Source organism: Waltera acetigignens (assembly GCF_025567015.1).
In the GTDB taxonomy this organism is placed as follows: domain Bacteria; phylum Bacillota; class Clostridia; order Lachnospirales; family Lachnospiraceae; genus Acetatifactor; species Acetatifactor acetigignens.
Genome location: NZ_JAOQJO010000002.1, coordinates 172,713 through 190,829 on the forward strand (window position 1 = coordinate 172,713; position 18,117 = coordinate 190,829).

14 protein-coding genes are annotated in these 18,117 nt (G+C 37.5%); 1 reads left to right on the top strand and 13 read right to left on the bottom strand.

Annotated features, from left to right (window positions below; all coding sequences use genetic code 11):
• Positions 1-65: 65 nt before the first annotated feature.
• From OCV96_RS03420 to OCV96_RS03435, 4 genes are all read right to left on the bottom strand, one after another.
• Positions 66-1,586: a hypothetical protein gene (locus OCV96_RS03420; RefSeq protein ID WP_262593512.1), complete on the bottom strand. Its 1,521-nt coding sequence runs from the start codon at positions 1,584-1,586 to the stop codon at positions 66-68.
• Positions 1,550-2,374: a DUF2806 domain-containing protein gene (locus OCV96_RS03425; RefSeq protein ID WP_262593513.1), complete on the bottom strand. Its 825-nt coding sequence runs from the start codon at positions 2,372-2,374 to the stop codon at positions 1,550-1,552. Before OCV96_RS03425 ends, OCV96_RS03420 begins: the two co-directional genes overlap by 37 nt.
• Positions 2,352-2,597 carry a hypothetical protein gene (locus OCV96_RS03430; RefSeq protein WP_262593514.1) on the bottom strand — a complete coding sequence of 82 codons (246 nt, stop codon included), beginning with the start codon at positions 2,595-2,597 and terminating at the stop codon, positions 2,352-2,354. Before OCV96_RS03430 ends, OCV96_RS03425 begins: the two co-directional genes overlap by 23 nt.
• Before the next feature lie 184 nt (positions 2,598-2,781).
• Positions 2,782-6,075: an SIR2 family protein gene (locus OCV96_RS03435; protein ID WP_262593515.1), complete on the bottom strand. Its 3,294-nt coding sequence runs from the start codon at positions 6,073-6,075 to the stop codon at positions 2,782-2,784.
• Positions 6,076-6,416: 341 nt separating this feature from the next.
• On the opposite strand from OCV96_RS03435, the gene OCV96_RS03440 reads away from it, so the two are divergent.
• Positions 6,417-7,274, top strand: coding sequence for a hypothetical protein (locus tag OCV96_RS03440; RefSeq protein WP_262593516.1), 858 nt, complete (start codon positions 6,417-6,419; stop codon positions 7,272-7,274).
• A gap of 12 nt (positions 7,275-7,286) precedes the next feature.
• Here the strand turns inward: OCV96_RS03440 and OCV96_RS03445 are convergent, their stop codons facing one another.
• The 9 genes from OCV96_RS03445 to OCV96_RS03485 form a co-directional block, all read right to left on the bottom strand.
• The gene (locus OCV96_RS03445; RefSeq protein WP_262593517.1) at positions 7,287-8,261 is read right to left on the bottom strand and encodes a glycosyltransferase family 2 protein; all 975 of its coding nucleotides are present in this window, start codon (positions 8,259-8,261) and stop codon (positions 7,287-7,289) included.
• 30 nt (positions 8,262-8,291) lie between these two features.
• Entirely contained in the window at positions 8,292-9,845 is a 1,554-nt protein-coding gene (locus OCV96_RS03450) for a hypothetical protein (protein WP_262593518.1), read from the bottom strand.
• A 100-nt stretch (positions 9,846-9,945) separates the two neighbouring features.
• Complete coding sequence (locus tag OCV96_RS03455; RefSeq protein WP_262593519.1) at positions 9,946-10,863, bottom strand: tyrosine-type recombinase/integrase; 918 nt, start codon at positions 10,861-10,863, stop codon at positions 9,946-9,948.
• A gap of 126 nt (positions 10,864-10,989) precedes the next feature.
• On the bottom strand, positions 10,990-11,457 hold the full coding sequence (locus OCV96_RS03460; protein WP_330672116.1) for a GtrA family protein: 468 nt from the start codon (positions 11,455-11,457) through the stop codon (positions 10,990-10,992).
• A 42-nt stretch (positions 11,458-11,499) separates the two neighbouring features.
• Complete coding sequence (locus tag OCV96_RS03465; protein ID WP_262593520.1) at positions 11,500-12,606, bottom strand: acyltransferase; 1,107 nt, start codon at positions 12,604-12,606, stop codon at positions 11,500-11,502.
• A 122-nt stretch (positions 12,607-12,728) separates the two neighbouring features.
• Positions 12,729-15,182 (bottom strand): RICIN domain-containing protein, encoded by a 2,454-nt coding sequence (locus OCV96_RS03470; protein ID WP_262593521.1) that lies wholly within the window; start codon positions 15,180-15,182, stop codon positions 12,729-12,731.
• Positions 15,176-15,496, bottom strand: coding sequence for a hypothetical protein (locus OCV96_RS03475; protein ID WP_262593522.1), 321 nt, complete (start codon positions 15,494-15,496; stop codon positions 15,176-15,178). Before OCV96_RS03475 ends, OCV96_RS03470 begins: the two co-directional genes overlap by 7 nt.
• Positions 15,497-15,536: 40 nt before the next feature.
• Positions 15,537-16,496, bottom strand: a complete 960-nt coding sequence (locus OCV96_RS03480) for a glycosyltransferase family 2 protein (protein ID WP_262593523.1) — start codon at positions 16,494-16,496, stop codon at positions 15,537-15,539.
• Positions 16,462-17,739 (bottom strand): DUF6020 family protein, encoded by a 1,278-nt coding sequence (locus OCV96_RS03485; protein WP_262593524.1) that lies wholly within the window; start codon positions 17,737-17,739, stop codon positions 16,462-16,464. The genes OCV96_RS03480 and OCV96_RS03485 overlap by 35 nt, the downstream gene beginning before the upstream one ends.
• Between the last annotated feature and the right edge of the window lie 378 nt (positions 17,740-18,117).

The window sequence follows — 18,117 nt, forward strand, 5'->3', positions numbered from 1 at the left end:
TCGATAAATCGAAATAAAATTTGCGTATGCGCCATTCATGGGAATTGAACAGCATCTGTTAAACCTCATCCAATCAACACACAGACATGATACAAAATAGTATCACACCCATTTCTATCATGCCTCGTTTGCATTACTCGAATATCTGCATAAGGAAAGTTCTCAACATCATACCTGTCATCAGCTGAAATTAAGGGGTAAACATATTGATATTTTTTTATATGCTCAAAATATTTCTCGCAAAACTTACTAAAATTGGATATCCTGACATATACCAATATTATGTTAAATACATTTCCAACAGTATCATATCTATAGATTTTATCCAAATGCCTGTCCAAGGTATTGGTATTAAGGCTGTCCAAATTTAATGCTTCGATTATAGTCACAGACAAACCGTCTTCTTCAATTAAAATATCAACTTCTCCAGCACTTTTTCCAATAGCTGATATTCCTCTTCTGGTTTGATCTTTCACATCATGCTTCTCTGTTTTTAGTAAATCTCTTATGTAATCATTTCTTTGATTTTCAGACGCATCGAAATACATTGAATTTGACTGCAGATTGACACATGCTGTTAATAAATCCTGCAATATTGTTACTTTACTATTCTTTCTTCTTTTTCTTCCCCTTTCCTTCATTACGCTTTCTAAATCATTCCATATTGAATTAAATTCATTTTCAATATCATGTTCTTTTCTTTTCAACTCCAAATAATTCTTTTTACTAGCATCATCTTTTTCAAAGGAATTAAAATATTGCCTTTTCCATTGCCCAATCCTCTTCAAATCCTTTTTTATTTCAGAGTCGCAAATATCCTCTTTAACTTCCTTATATGATTGTGCCTCGCCAAGTACTCTCCGAATAGCTACACATTGTTTTGAATTTCCCTTTTCCGCCTCACTTTCCAGTTTTTCATATAAGCAATAATATTGCTCAATATTTCTATACTTTTCTAACTGCTCTCCAATATTTTCTCTGTCTTTTTTGTATTCCGCTATCTCCTCAACCATAGCCTTTATCATTGCATAAATGTCCGTATCTTTTCCTACAGGTATTACCTTGTATCTGTTTTGCATTAGGTCATACAAAAACAAACACGGAATTTCTTCCTCTGATATATTATAATTCATAGCAAAGTCCGTAATTGTCTGTGAATGTTTTTGTTTCCAATTAATTTTATCATAGCCATCATATAGATATTCAAATGGGCCATTATTTTGCTCTACATTTCTGCCATCCAGCAACTCGACAAATGGACACATTACTCCTTCATAGGGTTCTTTTCCCGGCATATGAAAAAAGGATGCTCTTTTTCTGACTTTCGGTGTAGAAAACACAAATAGGATTTTATCACCGGTTAGATCATTCAGCGATGCCCAATCTTTTTCTAATTTTTCATAAAGATCTTGTGCATCAGAATACCTTGCAATTAAGGATATAATAAACAAATACCCTTCTCTTTTTGCTTGCGGAATACATCTTTCAAAATATTCACTTAACCCTATATACGTAACTTGCATAAGTTTTCCCTGCCATCTCATTACTGCTATTTTTCCCAAAACGGTATGCAATAATTTTCCCAAAATCCTTCCACTTTCTCTGCATCGATCGCCCAATACAATGCCTGTCCTGCTTTGGTAAAAAGAACATTTCCTACTTGCAGATCTCTTTTATCCTTTAGTTCTTTTTCCATATCATAATATATAATCTTGTTAGGAAGTGGATCAATTTCCATCTTATATCCCGCCGAAACTGCTGCCAAATCAGTCTCTATCAGTCCTAATGCTGTAAGACTGACTATTTTATCAAAGGTAATACCTACCAGTTCTTCATACTCTGCAAATCTCTCCCTAATTACAATGGGCGAAGCATCTTTTTCTACACTTACTGAAATTCTGCATAACGCAGTAAATGCTTCTGCATCCTCCCTATCCATTTTTTCCAATGTATACAGCAATGCCGGCGGTATACTTCCCGGTTCATTGCATTCTCTTGCAAGGATCTTCCCCCATATCCATTGAAATTCTTCTGATGATACCAATTGTGCTTTGTCCATAAAGCGTGCCAGCCAATCATCCTCAAGCTTTTGAGGATCTGCATTGTTTTGCAGAGAAGACCTTGCGATTTCGACAATGTTACTCTGATTATAATATCCTTTAATAATTTTCTTTGCATTACTGATTAAGGCGGCCTTCGTTACAGGATCATAATTTTTCTCCTGTATTTCCTTAATGTATGTGTTTATCGCTATTTTTTCAGGTGTTTCTTTGTTTGCAATCCACCCAACAGCAGTGGCTAGTTTATCATTTAAGTCAATCAGTACATCTTTTAATCCATTACCATCAATATTAATCAGTGATTGCATCGTCATCGTCATCTTCTCCTTCATCTTCCTGTTCCCATTTTTCCAACAGTTCTTCCAGGTCATAACCATGCGCTTTTGCAATACCTCTTGCCGCATCTTCATTTCCACACTTATATATCATATATATAGCAAAACTTACCCTGCTCTCATATATCTCCCGATCAACTATTCCACAGTCATACTCTCTGTTGGCCTTTTCCAGTTCATAACGCCATTCTTTCCATCCCATAGTTCGTACCTCCCTATATAGTCTCTTTTTTCATCAGTGCCTCTTCCATTTTTGCATAATTAGTTACTGATATTAAAGGTATAGGCTGCTTTTGGCGCCTACATATATCCCTCTACTTACTATATGACATTAATCGACAATATCTTACAAACTTTTATTGGAGGACTTTTATAGGCGTCAGACCCTATTTAAGTAACTCCCGCAAGCCGGGCGACATCACATCCTCTATGTTTTCCAGCATTCCGCACACCACCGCCTTATTGTGGATATATTCCTGCCATCTATCACGCTCTGTGGATTGCTCAAGCATTTCCAGGAACTGATTCATTACGTTTTTATCCTTAGGGAATCGTAAAAGCAAAACATATGCCCTTTCTACAATCTCCCGTGGAACATCTTTCTTATATCGTACTTCGTAGACAGTTTTCCATAACTGAATTGCTTTTTCTGCCAGAATAGCGTTATCCGGATATCTGTCCAAAAGTGGTTCTGTCTCTCCGAGATACCCTTGTATCATCTCATCCGTTACGGTATCATCATATCTCACTTTCAATGCCCTGGTCCCCACAAGCAATCCGGCAAAATCAGATATCATCATATTGCCTTTCAACTCATCAAGCAGTGCATCAATATGTCCGATCCCGTAAGAGTCCATTCCCGCTATGGCTGCTGCCATTGCAGTAGCCGCAGTACTGAAATATTTCGCATGGAGATAGTAATAATGCGATTTATCATTAAAATAGATGTTACGTTTTCCGCTGGCATAATCCACTGCGTAATCTTGAAGCCAATTTGTAAACATCAGCAATTTGCCGCCCAGTTCCATGGTCTCCCAACATTTTTGAGCTCCGGAAAACACAATATAGGCATACTGCTCAGACTGATGTTCCTTTTTCCAGTCAACTTTCCGGAATATTTTCCGATGTCGTCTCCTGATGTCCCACCATTTTTTATAGTAAACATCCGAAACAATAATTTCCCGCTGCAAACTTAGCCCTAATTCTTTCTTTTCCTCGCCTTCGGCTACTTCTCGCAAAGCCTTCTCCGTCTTTTTAATAATGTCCTGCGCTGAATCTATGCAGTTTTTTTCCACCAGATAGTGAATTGTCTCCAGAAGATATTGTACTTTTCTGGCTGACAGATCCCTGTTCACCGGAAAAAAAGCGATCCGGTCTATCGCCTCATAAAAATTTTTATGAGACCATCCCAACATCTGCCGGACACACAAATACATGCTCTGGAGATAAATTGCCTGAAGCTCATTGGTGACAGGCATGCTTTTCCAATATTCATATTCCTCCAGATCTCTGTTCAGAAAGTACAGGCCATCCTCTTTCGTGCTAATAACCTTAAATGCCAGCAAAGCCTGTCTCACTATCATTGCATTAGCATTCGTATAGTCCGCAGAAGCCTCCCTGATGACCCGAACCAGGGACTCCTTCCGCTGAAAATCTGTCAGGCACCGGCTCAGAAAAGCATTATACTCAGCGGGACAGCTTCTCCATAGCAATCCGGATACCTCCCGAATATCCTCTTCCTCAAAGTAATACAAAAACATATATTCTTTAACAATATCCGGGTATAACACATGCAGAACTTCAGTGCCCTCCAGAATATCCTGTGACGCATCCTTTAACAAGCCTGTCAAAAAATCTTTTCTCTGCGTTCCTGTTATCGTATGTGTCTTCGTAAAATTACGTACCGTTTCCCACTCTGCCGGATGTTGCATCGCCAGTTCTCTCACAGATATCCCTTCTGCCACTCCTGCACATATGATCATGCGGATCAAAGCATTGAATACATCCATCCTGTGATCGACCACCTGCAAAATGCGTTCCTGCTCTCTGCTTACCACATTTTTCAACAGGCTTTTATAATCATCATATTCTACAGCCATGCATCCATTGGCAATCCAGGCTTCTACAAACATCTGTAAAAACAAAGGTCGGAACTTCAGCTGTTCAAACTTCCTGCCGTACTCTTCCTTCAGTCGGCGATCCCGGTAGCGGTCTGCGGGCAGTCCGTTTTTCTCGCAGATAGCGCCGATCAGTTCCTCCACTGCAGCCCCGTCCAGATCATCCAGGTATAAAAATCTGTGGTTTTTCGTGCTTAATTCCAGATTATATTCCGCATCATTGCATTCCTGCCTGTAATAAGGCGCCATCGCCGTTATCAGATCGTGGTGCCAGGATCCGAACTCTGTTGTATTTTCTCTCTCCAATAGCAGAATCCGTAATTTATATGGCCCGGATGAAAATTTATCTATTAATATTGCAAAAATAACTGCTATTTCTGCCTCATTTCCTTTAACATAATCCACTATCGCCACGGTATCATTGAACGGTTTGAAACGACGTACTTCCTCCGGATCCACAGCATAGTTCAGAAAAAAGCCAAAGAAATCCCGATGGCTTCTTTTCAAAAATTCCAGTGCCAGTCGGCTTTTTCCGGCGCCTCCCTGCCCGGTAACAGCCCACCATAGGAACATCCTGTCTGCCTCCACAAAATTCTGTAACTGTGCCAGTTCCATTCTGCGCCCACAAAATTTTAAATATTGTTGGGAATAATGATACTCTGCTAATCCGTAAGCATCCATAGTGTTCTTTGTGTATGCTGTCCTGGTAACCATCGGATTGCTCTCTATCTTCGCATATAACCGCAATTGCGCCATATCCTCGAGGAATTCCGGGAGGTCACTATACTTCTCTCCGTAAGGGATCGCCCGAATAAAATCCGGCAATCCCTCCGGTTCTTCCCCCTGCCGATACAGATAATAATACTCTCTGTCAATGTGCAGATAGTCCCGGGCGAACCGGATAAACTGGGCAATATTGGCATCTTCCGTAGTCTGTCCGCAGCCAACAAATATCAGTGTCCTCGTTCCCAGTATCTGCTGAAGGAACTGCGCACCCTTGTCATTGAGGATCGTACGATACTGTTCTTCGTCCGCAATGATATTATCGATGCCCCGTATGGAATCATATTCTCCGTGTATATGCAGTACGGCATTACTTTTTCGCTGATCCAGCATATAGAATGCCTGTTGGGTATCTGCGTAAGACAACGCAGCCAATCCCGTTGTCTGCTCCAATAAATGATCATAATTCGTGGTAGCGAAAACATCCTGGGTAATTAAAAGTTTTTTTAAGGTCTCTGCCAGATTCTGATTTGTTACTCTGTTTACCTCAAAAGATCTGTGCATCCACTGATCATATTTTCTTTCCTGTTTTGTCACCGCTAGAACTGTTTTCACGGCATTCAAAAGATTCTTCGTAGACGAATCCTTCTGAAGACTCTCCGCAATATCATCCGCTGCCTTTCTATCCGAAAAATAGCCTGTCCCGTCCAGAATCCATTTCTTCCAGGAATAATTCTTCCCTGTCAGAGCTGCCGAAATACCGGTGCCGAAGAGGTAGACCAATTCGTTTTGCCGGACAACCTTGCGGAAATCCGGGTAATTTTCAATTATACTTTTCAATTCCGTCCCCCCACCGATAGCCTATTTCAGCGTAGTGTTATTTCGATAAATCATTCCAAGCAAGAAATCCGAAATAACATTCAGTTCCTGAAATAATAAATTTTTTCGTTTCTTTTTCCTTGATGATATGTCCACTTAGTATCCTCTCCAATATAATACCATCCGTAACCACAAACGGCACCATAGGTAAACTACTCTGATTTTGTAACATCTATAATTCATCTCTAATAATTTCTTTCATAATAATTATATATTGTAATTTTCCATAGCATCTGATAGAATTCATATTATCATATTTTAAAGAATATCGCAATAATATTGTCAAGGAGATACCTTACTGCATGAAGCCGAATCCCTATATCAACATTTCTGAAACAGAACTGATTAAAAAATATAATTCCTTCTCTGCCCCTTGCGAAGAATCAAAATCTATCCTCACCTATTTGTGGAATAATTATCAGTCATTTATTGTCAAACAATGCAGACAATATTTTTCTACAAGTTCTTATATTGACTTTGAGGACATCCTACAAACATGTTTTATTACCTTTTGTGAAGTCATCCAAACATATGATTCCAAGCTTGGAAAATTGACAACTGCTTTGTCTCGTCCCCTGCAGCACACCTTCACTCTTTATATTGCAGATGCCCACGGCTTCACGCAGCATGAGAACCTAATGGTAACCCGCTATGCTACGATTTTAAAAGAGAACGACCTCTCTGGCAACGAAGATATTCATCTGTTAACGGCTCTCTACAATAAAAATTATGGCAAGACTCCTATTACCACAAAATCCATGATGCGTTATCGTGACTACTATCTCATGCAGGACATGGTACGTCTTGATCAATACCCTATCGATATTTCGAAACCGAATATCTCACAATCAACAGACTCCGTATGGCAGGGTATCGCTGATCTCAGTACCTACACTACCGTCCGAAATTATATACAAAAAACAGAAGGAAACGATCGTCTCCTCCTGCTCTTTCTGTTCGGCTTTATTCCCTCCATAGAAATTGAAGGGCATCTTTATTCTGTTCATGAAAAACCGCATCCAATCAAGCCTCTGCGGAAAGCCTATGACAGGATTTTTCCGGAACTGTCCCGGTACTTATACGAAAGCGCCTGTATTCCTGACACAAATCCAAAATCACTGATGACTTTCCTTTGCAATTTTGTCGCACTTAAGTTTTAGGGATATCAGGCTTCAATCATCCGTATCCAGTATCTCTTTTACAATATACTGCGGTCGCTGTTTTACCTCGAAATTAATCTTACCTATATACAATGCCATGATTGCCAGATTAAACACAATAATGTCCGTAAATAAAAATCCCCAAAATGCAATGATCATGGTTTCAGTCCGGAAGATTGCCGCCAATATACCAAAAACTATGGCAAAGAGAAACAGAACAACCGCCTCCACCCAGAAAACATCTAACGGTTTACTGCTAAATGCCGTAATTCCATCCGTCGCTAATCGAAGCATTTTAGATAGATTATATTTTGATTTTCCCGCCACTCTTTCATGTACCTCAAAATGCACATAATCATGTCGAAACCCCATAGACGGAAAAATGCCACGCAAAAAAATGCTTTGCTCTCTATACTTGCGCAGCTCCCTCATCACCGTGTTGGATACCAATCTATAGTCCGCATGATTAGGTATCGTCATGCACCCAAGCTTCGTCATAAGTTGATAAAAGAAACCTGCTGACCACTTCTTGAAAAAACCATCTGTCTTACGAGTAGTCCTGACTCCATACACAATCTGATTGCCAGTCTCAAACTTCTCGATAAATTCATCTATCGCTTCAATGTCATGCTGCAAATCTGCATCCAGTGAAATAGCTGCATCACACTTGTCACAAGCATAATGATATCCTGCCAATACCGCTATCTGATGCCCTCTGTTTGCAGAAAAGCTGATTCCCTTTATACGATCCGGCCTTTCTTTATGTAGCCTTGTAATGATTTCCCATGTCCCGTCTGTAGATCCATCATCCACAAAGACCATGCAACTCTTCCTGTCTATTTTCTCTTTCCTGATCAGTTGCTCTATTTTCTCTCCAAGCTTACCTGCTGTTGTAGCAATTGCTTCCTCTTCATTATAGCAAGGCAGTATAAAATAAATTATGCTATTACTCATTTTGTACTTCTTTCGTAATCTTTTTCGATTCACGGAGTCATTCGCAATATATCTGTCCGTAAATCACTTTTTTACCATGACCATGTAATTTCCAAATGTGTAGAAATCAAAATCATTCTCTGTTACACCGTCCATCAGCGACAATACATAGACCTGCGCATAGCTGTAACAAGTCACCACTTTCACATCTTCCCATGAACACTCACCTGTTAAAGCATCTGTTAACTGGACTGTATTTTTCCATTCACCGTTCACATTGGAATATGCCTGAGATCTGTCATGAACTTCCAACCAGCATTCCGTTGCCAGATCTAACTCCTCATCTCCGAAAGCACCCACAATCCGATCTGTCTCTCCCGCGTTATCCAGAATACATTGAAAATATTCCCGGATCCACTCACCATCCTTCGCATAATCTCTTGCTTCTCTCACCGCTCCCGGCACTGTCAGAATCAACAATACCAGCAATACAGCCTGATAAATGCTGTTTCGAAACCTGTCTTTTCTGAAAATATAATTTCCCAGCAGCACAAACAGCAGTGCATAGGCAATAATATACGGGAACAAATATCTGCCCCACATTTCACTTTTTGCGTGAGCCACCAGTTGTATTCCCATGGTACAAAACAAAATTATACATAGACTCACATATCTCCATATATTGTATTTTTCTACTAACTGATAGCATAAAAGTATCATAAAAATCAGCTGTCCTGCTATCACAGTGTTCCATTTCATATTCACAAACAGGCTGTCACTGATTCCATGCAAATATTGGTTCAGACCGGTATCCTGATGAAAACCGGCATAACTGATCCGATCAACTCCTACACGAAACAAAATCATATAAATATTAATCAGAAATGCTGCCAGAATACAAAGATATACCGCCAGATTCTCCTTAACCAACCGGAGCAGTCGCCCTTTTCTACGTGTTCCCAGCCAGGTTTCATCGCATCCATCCCAGTATTCCAGCCAAAGCTTCAACATCGGGAACACCGGCATAAACAAAGTAAAGCTTTCTTTTGCAAATCCGGATAAGATAACCAGAATAACAATAGGGATATTATATACCGGGCTTGTATACCTGCCATGAGCATATTGTGCCGCTATCAGGCAAAGTATCGCTGCGCATAGTAATAATCCGGTACTCTCCTGGTTGGCACTACGATACCAGGGAGTAAACTGCGTTCCCAACATAATTACCATGGGGAAAATAAGGCTTACCGTTCTGCCTGCTTTTACATATCTGGCACTCAGATATAACAGAGCAAATGCTAAAATCCCCTTTACAGCTGTCCATATGTTCCATAGCATCAGGTTGCTTCCCATCAAGTAACTACCTGTCACTCTTTCGATCCAATAAAGAGGGCGGAATCGCTGGTTCATATCGTTTTTTATCCATGCCCTTAAGAGATCATGCAGCGACATCCCCTGTGAAAAACTCTGTTCCATGCGAATCAACTCATGATCGTCCAAAAAGTGATACCCTGACCATATCGTCCGGGCAACACAGAGAATGCCTGCCACAATAATAGTTCCAAACAATATTGCTATCACGGCATCCTGCCACACTACTTTGTTTCTTCTTACCGTTCTTTTACCCATTGCCTGCATAACTCACTTCCTTCTCACATCCCTAATATACTTCTCTATATTATTATGAAAGAACAGTTGCATTTTTCATTTGGTTTTTCTTATTCTATTAATGCATATGCTAGTATATCATCTTGCGGGGATTTTTATTTACCAGAATCTCTTTTTGCTTAGCAAGGTTCACGTGGGTGTATATTTCCGTGGTCTTTATAGAGCTGTGCCCTAATAACTCCTGAATGCAGCGAATGTCCACATCCTGATTCACCAGAAAAGTAGCAAAGGAATGTCTGAACATGTGTGGGGTAAGATGAAGAGGAATCGATGCCTCTCCGGCAATCCGGTTGATCATGTTGCGAACGGACTGATCCGTCAGGCGCCGTCCGCAGTTATTAATAAAAAAGAAGCCGGTGTCCTGAATCTCCTGTGAAAAAGACTTGAAATATTCATTTAATGCAGATATTGTGACAGGTTCCGTCAGCTGAATAATGCGTTCCTTGTTACCCTTACCGCGGATACGGATTTCATTTTCTGCCAGATTCACCGCATCGGTAGTAAGCTCATAGAGTTCCGATATTCGTAGTCCCGAAGCAATCAACAGCTCCATCACCGCTATATCACGCAAAGCGCATTTTTTCTTAAAAGCAGACTGACGCTCAGAGTTATTTCCATATAGTGTAACATAGAAATCTCTCAACATATGAGTCGGAATATAACGGGGAAGCTGTGACGGAAGCCGGAAAGTCAGATCCAACCGGTAGAACGGATCCGATTCCACCAGTTCTTCATAGACAAGATAACGATAGAAAGCATGCAGACTGGCAATTTTACGTTTGACGGTACGAGGAGATTTGTTTTTGTGCAAATCGTTCACATAAGCGGAAATAGAATGTTTATCCAGAAAATCGACATCCTGATCCACTATATACGTAGTGAACTCATTCAAGTCAGAACGATATGCCCGTAGGGTTTTAACATCCAAGTGTTTTCGATAACGACAGTCATTCAGATAATTAGTTATCCAGTGGTCAAGTGTAGCCATAATAGCATCTCCTTTTGTATTATAATATTTATAATCATTGGTGATTACTATTATGGCATAAATATACGAACGGGGAGTTATTATATTATTGTTCCTTATTGAATAATGTGCATTCTTCGAAAGAAATCAACTAAACTTTTTCGGTTTAAATATCAGTATTTTACTAATCACATAATTCAACACAATTACTACTACTTGGGCTATTACTTTCACAAATACGCTAGAGAAGCCAAGCCAGGTGATAAATACTAACAATATTACCTCTTCTACCATCAATGTTATTACTCTACCTGCATAAAATAAAAACAGTTGCTTCACAAATTCTCCTGTGCCATTCGTTCTTGATTGGAATACCCATATTCTATTCGTAAAAAAAGCAAACAGTACTGTAATAATCCAGGAAAAAATATTGGCTATTAACTCATTCATCCCCCAGGATACATTAAACAATACATATGTGCCGATGCTCACCAAAAATGCAAGCCCTCCAAAGAACAAATATAAAAGCACCTCTTTGTTCTTTTTATAGAATCTTTCAGTCTTCCTTAATCCCGGCAAATGCATAATCTTGTCAAATATATCTTCCTGTGCCATCACTATTGTCGTTATCCTTTCACACTTTTCTTGAATTCGTATTTAAATCCTAATTAATCTAAATTTACTCTTTATCATTTTAATAAATAAACTTACTAACATTGAAATTACAAAAGTGATTACAAAAATAAATAACGGATACAACACACTATAAATTGTATCGCCAATAATGTTTAATCTCTGAGAACACAGTTGAATAAATTTACCCTGAAGTCCCATTGAACTGCACTTGAAATAGACAATTACATGGAACAGATAAATGATAAATGTTCTATCACTTATGAATTTTATCATTTTCTTCGTTCTTATACTGATATTATCAAAATTCCATGAATAAAGAAAACAAAACGCTGCCGTTGCACATAGAATTCCGAATATGCTATCCCAATTTAAATAAGTGCTATTATTTGTATCAATAAAATATAAATTTTCCTGTGCTACTAACCGAGCAAAATTAATGGCTATAAATGTAAGCAAACTCACAAAACGAATAACCAAATTACCTTTTATTGAATTTCTTTTGCAGCTTATCTCAAAACCTATTATTCCCAAAAGAATGGATGTATCAAAAAAAGAATAAGTGTTTAGTGAAATATTATACAATAGTTTTGCATTGCTAACGAGAACTGAAATAAGCTGTAAAATAATAAGCAACCGCCTACATAAGTTCTGTTCTTTTCCTTCCTGACAAATCCATTTCAACAAAGGATAAAATAATATCCATTTTATATAGGCAAAAATATACCAAAAATGAAAGCACCCCTGAAGATTCCCTGCGTTTTGTTGTAATATTGAAACGTTTATTTCATTCCAAGGAATGTAAAATGTTATCCCTCCCCATAATGAACTAGAAGAAATCCATGGATAAATAATTTGTGTCACAATAGCTACTAAAAACGCTGGCAACACAATAGATAAAACGCATTTTTTAAACCTATTCCCAAAAGTAGTGCCATTAAACATAAAAAAACCTGAAAGAATAAAAAATATAGAAACGCCATCACCAAATAAACATGCAAAGAATAATCTTGTACTGATTATATGATCATCTTCCCAAAATCCTAACTTTACATGAGTTGCCACAACAATATATGTAGCCAGTATTCTTATCAAATCACATGCATAGTCTCTTTCCTTTTTAGTTTCCATATAACCATAACCCTCTCATATTTTTTCCAGTATAACAGCTATAAACGATTTCACTATATCATTAATCCTTATTTTTTATATTTCAAAGTCTTTTGATCTATAAGTTCCAAAATTCTTAAAAATCAATCAGATATATACCACCTTTGTGCCTTGGTTCCATTTGATTCATACAACTGAACATTGGAACCATTTTCCGCCTGTGCACCACTTAAATCTATGCACATATTCTGGTCTAATGCTGATATGAATTCGAAACTTCCATCTGATTGTTTCACGGCAATCCATTTTTGAGCAGAGGTCTGGTTAAAACTGTATTGATGTATATTGGTTCCATTCGCGGTACCTCCACCACTTACATCAAGGACTTTTCCGCTTCCTTCGTTCGCAATAATCACATATCCCTTTTCATCATGACTGATTATCCAACTCTGGGCTTTCGAGCCATTCTCTGAATATATCTGTACATTAGCCTCATTTTCTGATGAGCCTCCACTTACATCTAATCGGAATTTATGGTTAATTGCGGACTTGATAACATATGTACCATCATCTATATCATTTCTATGGTCCTGTGCGATATTATCTATTGTTAGTTCTTTTTCTATCACCCACCTTTGTGCCTTGGTTCCATTTGATTCATACAACTGAACATTGGAACCATTTTCTGTCTGTGCACCACTTAAATCTATGCACATATTCTGGTCTAACGCTGATATGAGTTCGAAACTTCCATCTGATTGTTTCACGGCAATCCATTTTTGAGCAGAGGTCTGGTTAAAACTGTATTGATGTATATTTGTTCCATTTGCGGTATCTCCACCCCTTACATCAAGGACTTTTCCGCTTCCTTCGTTCGCAATAATCACATATCCCTTTTCATCATGACTGATTATCCAGTTCTGGGCTTTCGAGCCATTCTCTGAGTATATCTGTACATTTGCCTCATTTTCTGACGAGCCACCACTTACATCTAATCGGAATTTATGGTTAATTGCGGACTTGATAACATATGTACCATCATCTATATCATTTCTATGGTCCTGTGCGATATTATCTATTGTTAGTTCTTTTTCTATCACCCACCTTTGTGCCTTGGTTCCATTTGATTCATACAACTGAACATTGGAACCATTTTCTGTCTGTGCACCACTTAAATCTATGCACATATTCTGGTCTAATGCTGATATGAGTTCAAAACTTCCATCTGATTGTTTCACGGCAATCCATTTTTGAGCGGAGGTCTGGTTAAAACTGTATTGATGTATATTTGTTCCATTTGCGGTACCTCCACCCCTTACATTAAGGACTTTTCCGCTTCCTTCGTTCGCAATAATCACATATCCCTTTTCATCATGACTGATTATCCAGCTCTGGGCTTTCGAGCCATTTTCTGAATATATCTGTACATTAGCCTCGTTTTCTGATGAGCCTCCGCTTACATCTAATCTGAATTTATGGTTAATTGCGGACTTGATAACATACCTCCCGTCCTTTATTGCTCCGATATTCTCTGCGGCCAGTTTATCAAGTTCAGATATATCATCATCTTTTTGATCTATTTTAGAATACGTTACCACAAATAAAAAGCTCTTTGGCTCACCTGTTACGTGCAATAATACATTCTGGTTTGCAGTTTCCCATACCTTTTGATTTAAAGCATACGCAATAATCCCATTTTGAATTCCAGAAATACTTGACGGATAGCTTGCATTATCTGTATCAATCACAAATTCTGTTTCCATTGCATCTAAGTGGGTTTGTATTCTATCTTTATAAGTTTCTGCCCAATTTTCAGCATCTCCACTTTTCACAAAATAATTATCTGCTAAATCTGTAGAGCGGGTAGCATATCCATCTGCAGTATAAATATTGGCATGTCCCGGATGCGCTATAGCCATCAATTCATCTGTCAGACCAAAATACAAATGTCTTTGATCAAAATTGTACCAATTGTCATTAGAATCATCCCATGTACAATCCACCTGATACCATTGTCCATCAAGTTTCATTGCATTCCACGTATGGCCATCATAGGTATCCCTTGTTTCGCTATTTTCAATACCTGCAGCAGTTAGCAGCTTTGAATAGGCGCTTTCGTATGCCTGACAAGTACCTAAACCTCGCGTTAATGCACTTTCTGACGAGGACCATTTCAATGAATTATCATATTCTAGCTGATCCAGGAGCCAATCATGCAGCCATAATGCCTTTTGATAATCAGATCCATCTGTTTGAGCATTGCACTGTGAAACAGCTGAATGAACTATACTATTAACACTTGGATATTTTTCATCCGTCACTTGAATATTTGTATTAACTCGGAGATAGTAGACGCCTGCTGTCTTATCCATGATATAAAATTTGAAATTATAAGTACCAGATGCAGTCATTGTAAAATTATAATCGTAAGAGCTGCAGGAATCTGTATAATTTATCCATTCTCCACGGCTCGGATCAGCCACTGATTCAAAGGCCCATTCATCGGGATTGGAATAACTGGGGGCATCCATTCTGAATAAATAGGTACCACTTCCGCCGGTTGCAGAAACATGGAATGTAGTAGCTTGTCCTAACACAGGGTCATTCCATTCCACGGAAAAAGTAAGTCCATTAGATGACGCTGTCTCCTTATAGCTATAAATAGTATTTGTACATATCCCCCGTCTTCAATATTTTGGCTTTCCCGGCCTTCTTCCTTGAAAAAATCTATACCCTCTAAGGCGTCAATATTTATCGAATTAGTCTCCTCAGTTTCACTACTAGTATTTTCATTTGCTTCTACAAACGTAATATTATTGCCATCATAGTCAATTCCTGCAGCCAAAGCGTATATGTTCTGACTGACAATCATGATACATGTAAAAAAAATGAATGCTATTTTCTTCTTCATTATTATCCTCTCATTGCTTTTCCTAGCAATTATATGAATTTTACGACTTTTTACCCATATCTGTTACACTTTTTAATTGCATTTCCGATGTAACCCGATATAATTCCATTTCAAAATCCTGTCTATTCTTTTGATATATTGTTTTCAACACCAACCCTGCAAATAACGACTGAATCGCTGCAATCATGACAAAACCACATACAATCAAAGTTGGGAGTTGCGGTACTAATCCGGTTCTGGAATATGTGATAAGAATAGGTACAAAGAAGATTATGGCTATTAAAGCCAGAATACTAGCAATTACTCCAAAGAATCCTCCCGGTCTGTAAGTTCTAAACAAACGCATAATAGTCATCAGAACTTTAATACCATCAGAATATGTATTTAGTTTAGATTCTGATCCTTCTGGCCTATCTCGATAATCAATAATCACGTTCTCAACAAACATATTTTTATCAACAGCATGAATGCTCATTTCTGTTTCAATTTCAAATCCTTTTGATAAAACCGGAAATGTCTTTACAAATCTATAACTAAAAGCTCTATATCCAGTCATAATATCCTTGATATCATTTTTAAATAATGTATTAATGCTCCACCGGACTATAGAATTTCCAAAATTGTGAAATGGACGTTTGTTTTCTTCGAAATAGGTAGATGAAAGTCTATCGCCAACTATCATATCTGCTTTATCATTCAGAATCTTATCCACCATTTGCGAAGCTGCTTCTGCCGGATATGTATCATCTCCATCAACCATTAAATAACATTCTGCATCAATTTCTGAAAACATTCTTCTGATAACATTTCCCTTTCCCTGTTGATGCTCATATCTAACAATTGCTCCCGCATTTTTTGCAATTTTATCCGTACCATCTTTCGAATTATTATCATATACATAAATAGTTGCTTCTGGTAATGCCTTTTTAAAATCTCTTACAACCTTATCAATTGTTTTGCTTTCATTATAACATGGTATCAAAACTGCAATCTTGTCCATAATTTTGCTCCTTTTCTATTAACATACATACAATTATTACTGGTAAAATTAAAAATACAAAATAAACATATCTTGTTTCACAATAAGATGGTGCCGCTATTAGTAAAGAGACCCATCCCAATATCGCTGGTAAAAACATGAATATCAAGTTATAAAATTCCTGTCCAACACATAATAGTAACAATATAAGCAAAAACATTACTGCCAAACCCGGACTCCAAAAAGCAGATTCAAATATATTCTGACGAACATCTGCAGTTAAAAAATGTTTATATAATGTATTGACAGAATAATGTTCTATTCCAAGCTGATCAAAGAATTGTGTTCTCGTATCATAATTATAACTAATACAGCCTTTGTCGACCCCTGGATACCAATATCCAATAGTTAAATTTAAGCTTGCCTCAAGATAATCTTTAGGATATTTAACAAATAAGCCTACCCATAGTTTCAAATATTCGACCTTATTTTCCTCTATCACGCTTCCATTAAATTTTGAATTGAATTTTAAAGGATCCGAATATCTTACATTGTATGTTTCTTTTATTGTATCAAGAGACATGACATTTTCTATTAAGGTTTTTTCTTGCTCAGTCAGACTTTCATTATGGTTAACTACATTAGCTACTTGATTAATTGGTATGCCAAGTGCTTCAACCAATTCTGTTTGAGGAATCTTAGCTGCATTTAAAATTGGTATTTGTATAATCCAAGCTGTTAAAGCAATTCCTAATATAATATGTAGCTTTTTCAATTTCCTTTTATATATAATTGCCAAAATGAGTGTTCCAACCACTATGATAAAACCATTACTTCTAAAACATATAATAAGTACAGCTATGACAGATTCTGCTATTATTGATTTTATCCTGCCATCATTGTCCTTTTTTATATTGCCATCATACTCCTTAATATCTCTGTAAAGCAAAAAACTCCATAGGAAGCAACATGCGGAAAAAATTATATCCTTTGTCATATATATGCTAAATAATGAATTCATTGGAAATAATACATACCATAATCCGCTTATAATCAAAATTCTTTTTACATATCTTGAACACATCACTGCTTGCTCGGCTATTTGCTTCAAAACATATCCAATAATTCCCGACAGTATAATCATTTGTAAAATACTGTTTATCAAAACAGCCGTTTCTGCAGAAATCTGTCCACAAACAACACCACTCAGCCATTGTGAAAAACGAATTATCATTGTATGAATAACCGGATGATGATTTGTCATTTCACTTTGACCCAACGCCTGAAAATATTGCCATGTATAATCGGATATGATAATCCCTGGATAATTAATCACCAATACTGGTAACCAACACACAAATATGAATATTGATATTAATATCCATTTGCTTTTCTTTATTTTTTCTCTTTTATAAAATCCGATATTATTTCTTGTTTCGCATGCATTCAACTTATTTAATATATATATAAGAATAATCCAAATAAAAGGAACACCACATATAGAAATAAGCAGATTCTTTAATGTAAGAAAACCATCCGGACTTATTTATAAAAAGCGAAAGAAATATATATCGAAATTGCAAGAGCCAATAAACTGTAAAGTTTTTTCCCATTCTTTATTTCTAAACAAATTTTAGAATTA